Here is a 13,707-nt window from a genome sequence, read left to right as displayed (position 1 = left end):
GGGCTCAGTAGGTGAGCAGGCCCGGGTCGGAGAGGCCGGGGGCGCCGGTCTCGACGTGGCCGGCGAGGCGGCGGACGAAGTCGGCCGTCACGGAGGAGGTGACGGTGACGTCGTACCAGTTGCGGCAGCCGCGCAGGTCCACGGTGTACCCGACGGTCGCGCCGCGGCGGACGGTGACGGTCTGCGGGGAGCCGCCGTAGGCGTTGGCGACGGTGAGGACGGCGTCGGCGCCGGCGGGGTTGGTGAAGGTGAGGTCGAGGTTGCCGGTGGTCGGGTTGTGGCGCGCGGCGACCTCGGGCCCGGCGGTCTTGCCGGGGTTGCGGAAGCGGCGCAGGAAGCCGTTGGGGCCGTGCACGGTGAGGTCGGTGACGCCCTTGGAGTAGCTGGTGTTCCAGGCGTCGGAGATGTTCTTGCCCGCCTCGGCGGTGTAGGTCCACGGGCCGTCGGTGCGGTTGGGCGAGGTGACCAGGAACTGCGCGCCCGCCGCCGCCCCGCCGCTGAAGGTCAGGCGGTACTTGCCGGTCGAGATGTCGGCCGAACCGTCCACGTACGGCGCGTACTTGAGCGGACGGGTGGGCTTGGTGCCGGCCTCCTGCTTCGGCATGGTGCCGACGGCGGGCGGGGCGGGCACGTAGTCCGGGTGCCGGTTGGCGTCCTGCGGGCGGTAGCCGGTGGTGGACGGCAGGGCCGCCGGCGCCGGGTTGGCGGCGGTGAAGTCGAAGGCGGTGGTCAGGTCGCCGCAGATCGCGCGCCGCCAGGGCGAGATGTTGGGCTCCAGCACGCCGAACCGGCGCTCCATGAAGCGGATGATCGAGGTGTGGTCGAAGGTCTCCGAACAGGTGTAGCCGCCGGTGCTCCAGGGCGAGACGACCAGCATCGGCACCCGCTGGCCCAGGCCGTAGGCGCCGGCGCCGTAGCCGACGCTGCCGCCGTAGTAGTCCGCGCCGGTGGCGACGGTCGACAGGCCCTGCGAGGCGGAGGAGGGCGGGAACGGCGGCACCACGTGGTCGAAGAAGCCGTCGTTCTCGTCGTAGGTGATGAACAGCGCCGTCCGGGCCCACACGTCGGGGTTGGAGGTGAGCGCGTCCAGGACCTGCGAGATGTACCAGGCGCCGTAGTTGGCGGGCCAGTTGGGGTGCTCGGTGAAGGCCTCGGGGGCGGCGATCCAGGAGATCTTCGGGAGTGTGCCGGCCTGCACGTCGCGCCGCAGCAGGTCGAACAGGCCGTCGCCCGCCTTGGCGTTGGTGCCGGTGCGGGCCTTGTCGTACAGCGGGCTGCCCGGCTTGGCGTTGCGGTAGTTGTTGAAGTACAGCAGCGAGTTGTCGCCGTAGTTGCCGCGGTAGGGGTCGTTGATCCAGCCCCAGGAGCCGGCCGCGTCCAGGCCGTCGCCGATGTCCTGGTAGATCTTCCAGGAGATGCCGGCCTGCTCCAGCCGCTCGGGGTAGGTGGTCCAGCCGTACCCGGCCTCCTGGTTGCCGAGCACCGGGCCGCCGCCGGTGCCGTCGTTGCCGGTGTGGCCCGTCCACATGTAGTAGCGGTTCGGGTCGGTGGAGCCGATGAACGAGCAGTGGTAGGCGTCGCAGAGGGTGAACGCGTCGGCGAGCGCGTAGTGGAACGGGATGTCCTGGCGGGTCAGATAGGCCATCGTGGTGGCCGTCTTGGCCGGCACCCACTGGTCGTACTTGGCGTTGTTGAACGCCTTGTGGCCGCCGGCCCAGTCGTGGTTGAGGTCCTGGATGAACTGCATGCCCAGGTTGTTCACCTGCGGGCGGAACGGGAGGATCTCCTTGCGGGCGGAGTTCGTCTGGTACCAGACCGGCTTTCCGCTCGGAAGGGTGACCGGGCGTGGGTCGCCGAAGCCGCGCACGCCCTTCATCGCGCCGAAGTAGTGGTCGAACGAACGGTTCTCCTGCATCAGCACGACGATGTGCTCGACGTCCTGGAGAGTCCCGGTGGCGCCGGCCGGGGCGATCGCGGCGGCACGCGCGATGCTCTCCGACAGCGCCGAGAACGCGGCGGTGGCGCCCGCCAGTTGGAGGAAACGGCGCCGGTTCAGCTCAGCCATGGGTGGGAGACCTCTGCCTGTCATGGGGGGTGGAGGAACGGTGCCTGAAGAGGACAGCGGGTACGGGGTACGTCCGGGCCGACCGCCGGTGTCCGGTTGCTGTACGTCAGAAGAACGCCTCGACTTGTATGGACATCCTGTGGCGCCCTCGGGGGAGTGCGGCAGGGGCCGTGCGTCGGTTGTGACGGGCGTCACGCCGCGAGCGGGCGGCGCCGGGGGTAGCTCCAGGGGCGGCCGGGGGTGCGCGGCGGGCCTGCGGACCTGGGCTTCTGTGAGAGGGTCGGCCCATGGAAAAGCGCGTTTTGGGACGAACCGGCCGATCTGTCTCTGTCGTGGGGCTCGGCACCTGGCAGCTCGGCGCCGACTGGGGCGACGTCCGGGAGGAGGACGCCCTGGCGGTGCTGGACGCCTCGGTCGAGGCCGGGGTCACCCTCTTCGACACCGCCGACGTCTACGGCGACGGCCGCAGCGAGCAGTTGATCGGCCGCTACCTGAAGGGCCGTCCGGACGCGGAGGTGTTCGTCGCCACCAAGTTCGGCCGCCGGGCCGAGCAGCGGCCGGAACACTACAATCTCGCCAACTTTCGTGCGTGGTCGGACCGTTCGCGGAGCAATCTGGGCGTCGACCGGCTCGACCTGGTGCAGCTGCACTGCCCGCCGACACCCGTGTACTCCAGTGACGAGGTGTACGACGCGCTCGACACCCTGGTCGCGGAGCAGCGCATCGCCGCGTACGGGGTCAGTGTGGAGACCTGCGCCGAGGCGCTGACCGCGATCGCCCGCCCGGGGGTGGCCAGTGTGCAGATCATCCTCAACGCGTTCCGGCTGAAGCCGCTGGAGCAGGTGCTGCCGGCGGCCGCCGCGGCCGGGGTCGGCATCCTGGCCCGGGTGCCGCTGGCCTCCGGCCTCCTGTCGGGCCGGTACACCGCGCAGACCCGGTTCGCCGCGGACGACCACCGGACCTACAACCGCCACGGCGAGGCCTTCGACCAGGGCGAGACCTTCTCCGGCGTCGACTTCGCGACCGGCGTCGAGGCGGCGGTCGCGTTCGCCGGGCTCGCCCCCGCCGGTGCGACGGCGGCGCAGACGGCGCTGCGCTGGGTCGTCCAGCAGCCGGGCGTCACCGCCGTCATCCCCGGTGCCCGCAATCCCGAGCAGGCGGTCGCCAACGCGGCCGCCGCCGGACTCCCGCCACTGCCGGACAGCACGCTGGCCGCCGTCCGCGAGCTCTACGACGCGCGGATCCGTCCGCTGGTGCACGACCGCTGGTAGGTGCGTGACCGTTGGCTGCGGCTGCGGCTGCGGCTGCGGCTGCGGCTGCGGCTGCGGCTGCGGCTGCGGCGGACGGCCGGGTGGCCGTCCGCCGCGTCTTTCGATGCCCGGATGCTGTCGGTTTTTGGCGTCCGATTTCCGGGTGCTGTCACCCTTGAGGCTTAAATCAGTCGTTTGTCTGGAGTTAACCTGTCATTTAGTAATTAGACTGATTTGCATGCTGTCTGATCATCGCGCACTCCTGGGCTCCGTCACCGCCACGCTGCGCGCGGCGGGGCTCCCGCTGGCCGACGCGATGCTCGGAACCGGTGGTGCCACGGTCTCCGACGGGGTCCACGGCGTGATCGTCTCCTGGCAGGCCGCGACCCGGGGTGCGGCGTCCGACCCGTCCGGCGCGGACGGGTCCGACGGTGCCCGCCCGCAGGGTGGTGCCGCTGTCCGCTCGCGGCACTTCCAGGCCACCCTCCGCGTCGCCGCACTGCTGGCCGAGGTCGGCTTCCACAGTGAGCACCTCGGCGACCGCGTTCTGGTCAGCGGCCGCAGCGCGGGCTGACCTGCCGTTCCGGGGGCACTCCCTCTGTGCCCCGAGCGTCGCGCTCCGGCTGTTGTGATCTGGACGTTTGCGATCCGGACCGGCGGTCCGTATCTTCCTGGAATGAAACGGACCGCTGGTCCGGATCATCTCGGAGGGAGACGTCTGTGACACCCATGCCCGAAAACGCCGGCCTCGCCGCCCGGGGCGCCCGATGACCGCCGCCGCGACCGTCGCCACCCTGGTCGTCGGCGCCACCGGGACCACCGGCAGCCGGACCGTCGCCCGACTGGTCGCGGCCGGTCGCCCCGTCAGGGCCGCCTCCCGCGCTGCCACCCCGCTCCCCGGCGCGGAACCGGTGCGCTTCGACTGGTACGACCGCGCCACCTTCGCCGAGGCCCTGGTCGGCTGCGACCGCGTCTACCTCGTACCCCCGGTGGGGGAGCCGGACCCGGCGCCGGTCATGCTGCCGTTCCTCCGCCTGGCCCGGGCGGCGGGCCTGCGCCGCGCCGTCCTGCTGAGCTCCTCGGCCGTGCCCAGCGGCGGCCCGGCGGTGGGCGCGGTGCACGAGGCGCTGCCCGGCCTCTTCGCCGAGTGGGCCGTGCTGCGCCCGTCCTGGTTCATGCAGAACTTCACCGGCGCGCACCCGCACGCCGAGGGCATCCGCGGCGAGGGGGTCGTCAGGACCGCGACCGGTGGCGGGCGGGTCGGCTTCGTGGACGCCGAGGACATCGCCGCCGTGGCCGTGCACGCCCTCACCGACGAGCCGGCGCCGAACCGCGAACTGGTGCTGACCGGCCCGGAGGCCCTCGGCTACGACGACATCGCCCGGATCGCCGGGGAGGTTCTGGGTCGTCCCGTCGTGCACCGGCGCCTGACGCCGGAGGAGCTGGCCGCCGTGCTGGCCGAGCAGATGCCCGCCCGGTTCGCCGCGCTGCTGGCGGACCTGGACCGAGCCATCGCCGAGGGTGCCGAGGACCGCACCACCGACACCGTCCTGCGGGTCACCGGCCGTCCGGCGAACGGCTTCCGGCAGGTCGCTGAAAGAGAATTGACGTAGCGTCAAGTACGGCTGGTCGCGGCTTGCACCTCGGCCACCCTGCGGGGGGAATCCGCATTTCGTCGTACGACATGTCGCGGGACGCCCGGAGAGGATGGGGTACGGCGCGTTCGCGCCCGACCGGCCGGCGCCGGGCAGTCGCTCCGCCGGCCGTGGTCCTCTCCGCAGGTGCATCGCACCTCCTTTCCAGGCAGGTACTCCGATGAATCTTCGTGTGAATCCCCGTGCCCTGACCGGCAGGCTCCTGCTCGCGGGCCTCGCCGCCACCCTCGGTGGCGTCCTGGTCGCCCTACCCGCCCACGCCGCCGCCCCCGCCGCCGTCGCTCCCGGCGCCGCCACGTCCGGGGCGGTGGCGCCCAGGGCTTCCCTGACCTCGCACGCGCCCGTGCTCGTGGCGCTCTCCAGCGGGATGGACAGCGTCTTCTCCTGGGACGGCGCATCCTGGGCGAAGATCGGCGGCCCGGCCGGCATCGTCGTCAGCGGTGGTGGGGTCGTGGCCGTCGTGCGCCCCGAAACCGGGGACGTCTACCGCTGGACCGGCGGGACGACCTGGCTCCGGATCGGTGGCCCGGTCCGGCAGTTGGCCATCGACGACACCGGCACGATCTACGCGATCAGCGCCGACGGCCAGTCGGTGCTGCAGTGGCTGTTCGGCACGAGTTGGGGGAAGATCGGCGGCCCGGCCGAGACCATCGTGGCGGGCGGGGCCAGTACGCTGATCGCCACCGACCCCGTCACCGGCGACGTCAGCCGCCGGGGCATGAACGGGTGGTACCGGATCGGTGGCCCCGGACGGGAGTTCGCCGTCGACAGTGAGGGCTGGGTCTACGGGATCAGCCCCGACGACTGGGGCGTGTTCAAGTGGAGCGGCGCCGGCACCGACTGGATCAGGGTCGGCTACCGGGCCACCTCGCTCACGGCCGGAGCGATGGGCACCGTGGTCATCACCAACGCCGACACCGGGAGCGCCCTGCGCTACAGCGGTTCCGGCACCGACTGGTACTACCTCGGCGGCTATGCGATCGAGTTCGTCGTGGACGGGCTCGGGCGGATCTACTCGCTCGGCGCGAGCAGCGACCGCCGCATCTCCCGCTCGCTGGGCGGCGGGGCCTGGGAGCAGATCGGCGGTCCGGCGAGCTGGCTCGCCGCCTCCTGAGCCCTGTGGGTCCGTGAGTCCGTGAGTCCGTGGGCCCGTGCGTCCGTGAGTCCTTGAGTCCGTGTACGAGTGACGGGTGAAGTCCGGGGCCCGGTCCTCCCTTCGGGGGCGGCCGGGCCCCGTGCTGTTCCGGGCGGGTCGCCGGAGCGCGGGGCCGGGGAGTTGTGCGCACACCCTTGACGGTGAAAGTAATGTTCCTTAACTTAATGCCCGCGCCGCCTCCTCCCTCCGCTCCGTCCCCCACCTCATGGAGCCCCCAGTGTCCGCAGGCTTCACCCGAAGAATCGGCCTCTTCCAGGCCACCACGATCAACATGAGCCAGATGTGCGGGATCGGCCCGTTCGTCACCATCCCGCTGATGGTCGGTGCTTTCGGCGGCCCGCAGGCCGTCGTCGGCTGGATCGCGGGCGCACTGCTCGCGCTCGCCGACGGCCTGGTATGGGCCGAACTCGGCGCCTCGCTCCCGGGCGCCGGCGGCACCTACGTCTACCTGCGCGAGGCCTTCCAGTACCGCAGCGGGCGGCTGATGCCGTTCCTGTTCGTGTGGACGGCGATGCTGTTCATCCCACTGATCATGTCGACCGGCGTCCAGGGCCTGGTGCAGTACCTCTCCTACCTGTGGCCCGGCATGACGACCGGGCAGGGCGACATCGTCGGCGTCGCGGTGCTCGCCCTGGTGGTGCTGCTGCTGTGGCGCAAGGTCGAGAACATCGGCCGGGCCACCGTCGTGCTCTGGGGCGTGATGATCGTCTCGGTCGGCGCGGTGATCCTCGCCTCCTTCACCGACTTCCATCCGTCGATGGCCTTCACCTGGCCCGCCCACGCGATCGAGCTGACCCACGGCCAGTTCTGGATCGGCTTCGCCGCCGGTCTGACCATCGGGATCTACGACTACCTCGGCTACAACACGGCCTCCTACCTCGGGGCCGAGATCAAGAACCCGGGCCGGGTCATGCCGCGCGCCATCATCCTCTCGATCGTCGCCATCATGGGCATCTACCTGCTGATGCAGATCGGCGTCCTCGGTGTGATCCACTGGCAGGACATGCTCGACCCCGACAGCGTCGCCTCCAGGTCGGTCGCCTCCGCGGTCCTGGAGCAGACCTGGGGCAAGGGCGCCGCCGACACGGTGACCGTGCTCATCCTGATCACCGCCTTCGCCTCCGTCTGCGCCGGACTGCTCGGCGGCTCCCGCGTCCCCTACGACGCGGCCCGCGACGGGATGTTCTTCCGCGCCTTCGGCCGGCTCCACCCCGAGCACGGGTTCCCGGTCGTGGGACTGCTCTCCATGGGCGCGATCACCGCCGGCGGTTTCCTGTTCGCCCGGCACATCGGCAACGTCGCCGCACACCCGCCGCTGACCGTCCTGATCACGCTGCTCACCAGCGTCATGGTGATCGTGCAGGCGCTGGCCCAGATCGCCGCCGTGATCGTGCTGCGCAAACGGCAGCCCGGCCTGGCCCGCCCGTACCGGATGCTGCTGTACCCGCTGCCAGCCGTCGTCGCCGCGATCGGCTGGACGGTCATCTACGGCTACGCGGACAAGGCCAACCCCGGTGTCCACCCCGTCGAATGGTCGCTGGCCTGGGTCGCCCTCGGCTGCGTCGCCTTCCTGGTCTGGTCCAAGGCCGAGGGTGCCTGGCCGTTCGGCCCCAAGGAGATCCGCGAGGAGTTCCTGGCGGCGCAGGTCGACGACGCGGAGGCCGCGCGGGTCGGTTAGGGCGCGATCCGAAGGAGACCCGCCCCGACCGCTCCGACCGTTCGTCCCCGACCGCCGGGCGGCGGGCGGGAGGCGCCCGCACCGCCGCCCGCCCGTCGTCCGGCCACCCACCCGGCCACCACCCGGCCACGACCCGAGGACGCCCTCTTGAGCACCGATCCCGCCGTCCGCCCGGAGCACGAGGCCGTCCCGCACGACCACCCGCGTCGGCGTTCCCGCCCCGACGGCGCCGTCATCGCTATCGACTTCGGCGGCACCAAGACCGAGGTCGCGCTCGCCGACTCCGCCGGTACCCCGTTGCGGCGGATCCGCTTCGCCACCCGGCCCGAGCAGGGGCCCGACCAGGTCCTCGCCCGCGCCGGTGCGGCGGCCCGCGAACTCACCGAGCACGCCCGGTCCGTGCACGGCCTGCCGGTGGTCGCGCACGCCGCGGTCAGCCCGGGCGTCATCCGGCCGGACCGGATCCTGCTCACCCCGAACCTGCCCGGCTGGGAGCGCCTCGCCCTCGCCGACCGGCTGGCGCTCGAACTCGGCGTGCCCAGCGTCGCGGTGGCCAACGACGTCCGTGCCGGAGCCCTCGCGGAACTCCGCCGGGGCGCCCTGCGCGGCGCCGACCCCGGCGTCTACCTCAGCCTCGGCACCGGCGTCGCCGCCGCGCTCACCGTCGGCGGCCGGGTGCTCGACGGCGCGCACCGGGCGGCCGGCGAGATCGGCTACCTGGACCCCGGTGGGCCGTCCGGAGTACCCGGCCGACCCGCCGCCTTCGCCGACGGGCACGCGCCGCTGGAGGAACTGGTCGGCGGCAAGGCCCTGGGCGAGCGCAGCGCCGCCGAACTGGGCCAGGAACTCACCGCCGACCGCCTGTTCACCAGCCCCGACCCGGTCGCCCGGCGGATCGCCCGCGAGGCGCTCGACACCCTCGCGACGGCCGTCGCCAACATCGCGGTGCTGCTGGACCCGGAGCGGATCGTGGTCGGCGGCGGCATGATGGCCGCCGGAGCGGTGATCCTGCCGGCCCTCACCGAGCGCCTGGACCGCGCCGTGCCCTTCCCGCCGACCGTCCTCCCGGCGCGTTTCACCGCCGACGCCTCCCTGCACGGGGCGATCACGCTGGCCATGGAGCACCGCTGCGTCCCGGCGGATTGCTGAGGCCGGCGCGGGCGGGGCGGGCGCGCCGGGGTCGGCCGGACTCCGTGCCGCCGGTCAGTGGCCGCCGGTCCCGGTCCGGTCCGGTGGGCAGCGGAAGAAGAGTTCGGGATCCCCCTCGTCCAACCCGTGCAGCAACCCGACCGCGTGCCACTCCTCGCGCTGGAGCAGCCGCTGCATCGGCAGGTTCGAGACGTTCGTCGAGGTGAACAGCTTCGGCGCGGTGCAGGCCGCCCCGGCGGCTCCGAGCAGGAGCGATCCGACACCGCGTCGACGGGCGCCGCTCGCGACCATCAGCATGGTCACGAAGCCCTGCTCGAAGAAGGTGTACTCCAGCACGCCGTACCCCAGCGGCCCCGACGAGTCCTCCGCCACCAGGACCAGCCCGTCCTCGCACCAGCGCCGGACGGCCGCGCGCCGGTCCGGGTCACCCGCCGCCGCGACCGTGTCGATGCCCGCGATCGCGGTCCAGTCCGAAGGCGCGGCGGTGCGCACCAGGATCCCGCCGGGGTTCTGGATCTCCATGGGACGCATCCTGGCAGTACCCGGCGGCGGCGGTCAGGACGGCCCCGGGGCGGGAGCGTCGGCGGGTTCGGTCGCGTAGCGGCGCATCAGCCGCAGCTGCGCCTCGGGCGTCACGGCCTCGCTGCCGGCGTGGAGGTCGCGCAACTCCTGGAAGTACCGGACGTACGGGTCCGGGGTGAAGGTGCTGAGCATCACGGCCGGTTCGTCGCGGACGTTGGCGAAGGTGTGCGGAGCCCCGGGCGGGACGACGACCAGGGTGCCCGCGACCGCTTCGTGCTGCTCGTCGCCGACGGTGAACCGCACCGAGCCGGAGACGATGTAGAAGCCCTCGTCGTGCCCGGCGTGGCGGTGCTGCGGCGGGCCCGGTGTGTGCGGGGCGATGACGGACTCGGCGATGCCCAGGCGGTGTCCGGTGGTGCCGCCGTCCTCCAGGATCCGCATCCGGGTGGTGCCGAGCAGGACGGTCTCGCCCTCGCCCGGGCCGACCACCGACACGGTCGGCGCGGCGGGGTCGGGGGCGGCGGCAGGTGCGGCGGTGGCGGCGGGTGCGGCGGGGTCGGTGGTGGGTGTGTCGGCGTTCGGTGTTTCGGTCATGCCCCGATTCCACCGCCGGGGCGGGTCGTCCGTCCAAGACCCGTTCTGTGGCGGCCGATACCGCGCGGGTATCGTTGCGGGTATGGAGCTGCGGACGCTGCGCTATTTCGTCGCGGTCGGCGAGGAACTCCACTTCGGACGCGCCGCCGCCAGGCTGCACATGAGCCAGCCGCCGCTGAGCCGTGCGATCCGGCAGTTGGAGAGCGAGCTCGGAGCCGTGCTGCTGAACCGCTCGGCCACCGGGACCACGCTCACCCCGGCCGGGGAGACCCTGCTGACGGAAGCGCGGGACCTGCTGGACCGGGCCGAACGGGCCCGGGCCCGGGTCACCGCGGCCGCCGGCCCGGCGTCGCTGACCGTCGGCATCCTGGCCGACAGCTCCGACCTGGGGGTGAACCGGTTGGCCGCCGCCTACCGGCGGCGCTTCCCCGAGGTGGAGGTCCGGGTCCGCGAGACCGATCTGACCGATCCGACCTGCGGGCTGCGCGCCGGGCTGGTCGATGTCGCGCTGACCCGCGGCCCGTTCGAGGAGACCGGCCTCGCGGTGCGCGAACTGCGGGCCGACCCGGTGGGAGCGGTGCTGCGCGCCGACGATCCGCTGGCGGGCCGTGCGCGGCTGCGGCTGGCCGACCTGGCCGAGCGGCGGTGGTTCCAGTTCCCGGAGGGCACCGATCCGCTCTGGCAGGCGTACTGGAACGGCGGTGAGCGCCGGCAGGGTCCGGTCGTCCGCGCCGTCCAGGAATGCCGGCACGCGGTGCTCTGGAACGGCACGGTCGGGATGGCCCCGCTCGGGCACGAGCCGCCCGCCGGGCTGGCCGTCGTGCCGGTCGCCGACATGCCGCCGAGCCGGGTGGTGGCGGCCTGGAACGCGGGGGACCCGAATCCGCTGGTGCGCTCCTTCGTGCGCACCGCCGCTGCTGTGTACGCGGTCTGACGGTTCGTCGTCGGGGTTGCGGGTTTCGGTGACAGCTCGTCGCCAGGTCGGATGTTGATTCCTGGATTGTTGAACTCTGTTGTACAGCAGCGATGATGACGGATCGTCATGCTCCTGGTGCGGAACGTTCCGGGCCGAACGGAGTGGCGGTAAAGGGCTTCCAAAGAAGATGTGACATGTGCCATGGTACTGATCACCACTCCCCACCGGTCGCGACGGAGCCCCATCAAGGCGCCGTCGCCCTTTGGTCCTCACCTCCACCGGTCACGTCCCCAACGCGACCGACTCAAGGCCCGGAGGCCCCCACGTGAGAACCGCACGTCTGTCGCACCTTCGGCAGTTGGCAAGACTTTTGACGCTAGCGCTCTCCCTGGTCCTGACGATCGGTCTGTTCGCCCCACTCGGGCAGGCCGCACCCGTCGCCGCGTCCCCCCTGGCCGTACCGCCGGCCGTCCGGGAGGCCGCAGGAGCCCACCCGGCTCCGTCCGGCGAGCTCCCGCCGCCCGGTGTGGAGAAGGTCCGGAGGTCCGACGACCCCGCCGCGGTACCCGCCGAGCACAACGGGGACCTCGCGTCGACCGACAGCAAGCCCCGCAACGACTTCGCCCCCTGGCTGGCCGAGCAGTCGGCGGCCAAGTCGTCCGGCCCGGGCGCGGCAGCCGGTGACGGCTCGGCCGAGGCCGAGGCGTGCAACCCGACCGACTTCGGGCGGACGGGCACCGAGCTGGTCAGGCTCATCAAGTCCGTGAGCATGAGGTGCATCGACACCCTGTTCAGGATCGACCCCCGCTACGGGGCCGCCGTCTTCGGCGAGTCCCAGATGCTGACGGTGGCCGCTGCCGCCCGCGAGGCCGCCGTCGCCTACCAGGGCAACAACAGCGGCTCCGTCCAGCAGTTGATGTACTACATCCAGGCCGGCTACGCCGTGCAGTGGGACAACCGCCTCGCGGTCGGCGAGTACAGCGAAAAGGTCCCGGAGGCGATCTTCCCGGCTGTGGAGGCGTTCTTCGCCAACTCGCACGGGCTGGACACCACCGCCGAGAACGCCGGCCCGCTGGCGAACGCGGCCGTGCTCGCCGACGTCACGCGCGAGCCGGTCAAGTACCTGCCGTACGCCAAGCGCCTGCTCACCGCCTACACCAGCAGCGCGTGGGACAAGAACGACCTGATGTGGGGGCTCAACCCGGCCTTCCTGGTGCTCTACCGGGGCATCCAGAGCCAGGACCCGAAGTTCCACGATGAGCTCCAGAAGGACCCGGCCCTGATCGACCTGGTGGCGGCCTTCGCCAACCGGGCCCTCGTCCACGCCGGCGGCGCCTACGACACCGTGCTCACCAACTCGATCAAGGAACTGAGCCGGTTCATGTACTACCCCGAGTTCATCCCTCGGGTGGAGCCGTACCTCAAGGCGCTCACCGCGGGCTTCTCGGTCACCGGCCCCACCCGGAACCAGCGTGCGGCCGCCGCGGTCGGCGTTCGCGCCTACGACCAGGCGCACTGCGCCTCCTACGGCACCTGCCAGGACGCGGAGCTCTTCCAGGACGCCCACCTGACCGGCATCAAGCAGTGCAGCCCGAGCATCCGCATCCTCGCCGAGTCCATGACCCCGGACCAGCTGGACAGCACCTGCACCGTTCTCAACGGCCAGGACGCGTTCTTCCACGCTGTGGCACGGGACAACGGCCCGGTCGCGGACGACCTCAACAGCACCATCGACGTCGTCGTCTTCGATAAGTACGAAGAGTACGACCTGCTCTCCCCGGTCATGTTCGGCAACAACACCAGCAACGGCGGCATGTACCTGGAGGGCGACCCGGCCAAGGCCGGCAACAAGGCGCGGTTCGTCGCCTACGAGAAGACCTGGGGTGAACCGGGCTTCTCGATCTGGAACCTCAACCACGAGTACACCCACTACCTGGATGCCCGCTTCAACATGTACGGCGACTTCCTGGCGGCCGACCGCACCCCCGTCGCGTGGTGGACCGAGGGCCTCGCCGAGGTCGTCGCCGACTCCTACCTCAAGGTCGTGAACACCAAGGCCATCGAGGCGGCCGCCAAGCACACCTACCGCCTGAGCGAGCTCTTCGACAGCCACTACCAGAACGAGGACCGCACCTACCGCTGGGGCTACCTGGCCGTCCGCTACATGCTGGAGCGCCACCGGCCCGACGTGGACACCCTGCTCGGCCTGTACCGCAAGGGCGACTGGGCCGGCTCCCGGACCCTCCTCAAGTCGACCGTCGGCACCCGGTACGACGCCGACTTCGACAGCTGGCTGAACTCCTGTGCGGCCGGCGAGTGCAAGAACACCCCGAGCTTCCCCAGGGTGACCGAGTGCGCGGGCGGCGACCTCCGCAAGCTCGACCGCAACTGCGGCCGGAGCAACCTGTCGGCCGTCACCGGCAACTACGCGCACTTCTACCTGTGGGTGCCGGCGGGCACCCGCCAGATCCGGGTCACCAGCAGCGGCGGCACCGGCAACGGCGAGCTCTACTACAACCCGTACGGCTGGGCGTACACCGACTCGTACGTCACCCGCTCCGCGGGCCCGGACAACTCCGAGTCCCTGACCGTCACCGACCCCCCGGCCGGCTACGTCTTCTTCAGCCTGTACGCCCAGCAGGGCTTCAGTGGGGTGAGCGTCACCAGCGAGTTCTGATCCCCTCCCGGCCGGGGCGCCCCGTGCGCCCCGGCCGAGCACCCA

The 13,707-nt window shown here is 71.9% G+C and carries 11 protein-coding genes; 8 read left to right on the top strand and 3 right to left on the bottom strand.

Annotated elements, in window-relative coordinates; all coding sequences use genetic code 11:
- Positions 1 to 4 precede the first annotated feature (4 nt).
- Complete coding sequence (locus IF01_RS0118935) at positions 5 to 2,065, bottom strand: phosphocholine-specific phospholipase C (protein ID WP_030394626.1); 2,061 nt, start codon at positions 2,063 to 2,065, stop codon at positions 5 to 7.
- A 287-nt stretch (positions 2,066 to 2,352) separates the two neighbouring features.
- Here IF01_RS0118935 and IF01_RS0118930 point away from each other — a divergent pair, with 287 nt between their 5' ends.
- The 6 genes from IF01_RS0118930 (at position 2,353) to IF01_RS0118905 (ending at position 8,953) form a co-directional block, all read left to right on the top strand.
- Complete coding sequence (locus IF01_RS0118930; RefSeq protein WP_030394625.1) at positions 2,353 to 3,336, top strand: aldo/keto reductase; 984 nt, start codon at positions 2,353 to 2,355, stop codon at positions 3,334 to 3,336.
- Between the two features lie 217 nt (positions 3,337 to 3,553).
- Positions 3,554 to 3,889, top strand: coding sequence for a hypothetical protein (locus IF01_RS0118925; RefSeq protein ID WP_030394624.1), 336 nt, complete (start codon positions 3,554 to 3,556; stop codon positions 3,887 to 3,889).
- Between the two features lie 193 nt (positions 3,890 to 4,082).
- A complete protein-coding gene (locus IF01_RS0118920; RefSeq protein ID WP_030394623.1) occupies positions 4,083 to 4,928 on the top strand; it encodes an NAD(P)H-binding protein in 846 nt (281 codons plus the stop codon).
- Positions 4,929 to 5,130: 202 nt separating this feature from the next.
- Positions 5,131 to 6,084 carry a hypothetical protein gene (locus IF01_RS0118915; protein ID WP_167349758.1) on the top strand — a complete coding sequence of 318 codons (954 nt, stop codon included), beginning with the start codon at positions 5,131 to 5,133 and terminating at the stop codon, positions 6,082 to 6,084.
- 247 nt (positions 6,085 to 6,331) lie between these two features.
- Positions 6,332 to 7,804 (top strand): APC family permease, encoded by a 1,473-nt coding sequence (locus IF01_RS0118910; RefSeq protein ID WP_030394621.1) that lies wholly within the window; start codon positions 6,332 to 6,334, stop codon positions 7,802 to 7,804.
- Positions 7,805 to 7,951: 147 nt separating this feature from the next.
- Positions 7,952 to 8,953 (top strand): ROK family protein, encoded by a 1,002-nt coding sequence (locus tag IF01_RS0118905; protein WP_078880086.1) that lies wholly within the window; start codon positions 7,952 to 7,954, stop codon positions 8,951 to 8,953.
- 54 nt (positions 8,954 to 9,007) lie between these two features.
- Here the strand turns inward: IF01_RS0118905 and IF01_RS0118900 are convergent, their stop codons facing one another.
- Together IF01_RS0118900 and IF01_RS41960 are read right to left on the bottom strand one after the other, a co-directional pair.
- Positions 9,008 to 9,475, bottom strand: a complete 468-nt coding sequence (locus IF01_RS0118900) for a GNAT family N-acetyltransferase (RefSeq protein ID WP_051755650.1) — start codon at positions 9,473 to 9,475, stop codon at positions 9,008 to 9,010.
- 33 nt (positions 9,476 to 9,508) lie between these two features.
- Positions 9,509 to 10,069, bottom strand: coding sequence for a cupin domain-containing protein (locus IF01_RS41960; protein ID WP_078880085.1), 561 nt, complete (start codon positions 10,067 to 10,069; stop codon positions 9,509 to 9,511).
- 82 nt (positions 10,070 to 10,151) lie between these two features.
- Here IF01_RS41960 and IF01_RS0118890 point away from each other — a divergent pair, with 82 nt between their 5' ends.
- A complete protein-coding gene (locus IF01_RS0118890; protein ID WP_030394617.1) occupies positions 10,152 to 11,003 on the top strand; it encodes a LysR family transcriptional regulator in 852 nt (283 codons plus the stop codon).
- A gap of 340 nt (positions 11,004 to 11,343) precedes the next feature.
- Positions 11,344 to 13,662: a M9 family metallopeptidase gene (locus IF01_RS0118885; RefSeq protein ID WP_167349757.1), complete on the top strand. Its 2,319-nt coding sequence runs from the start codon at positions 11,344 to 11,346 to the stop codon at positions 13,660 to 13,662.
- The last annotated feature ends 45 nt before the right edge of the window (positions 13,663 to 13,707 follow it).

The sequence above is a fragment of the Kitasatospora purpeofusca genome, from assembly GCF_000718025.1.
Classification (GTDB): domain Bacteria; phylum Actinomycetota; class Actinomycetes; order Streptomycetales; family Streptomycetaceae; genus Kitasatospora; species Kitasatospora purpeofusca.
This window is presented reverse-complemented; position numbering and strand designations above follow the sequence as displayed.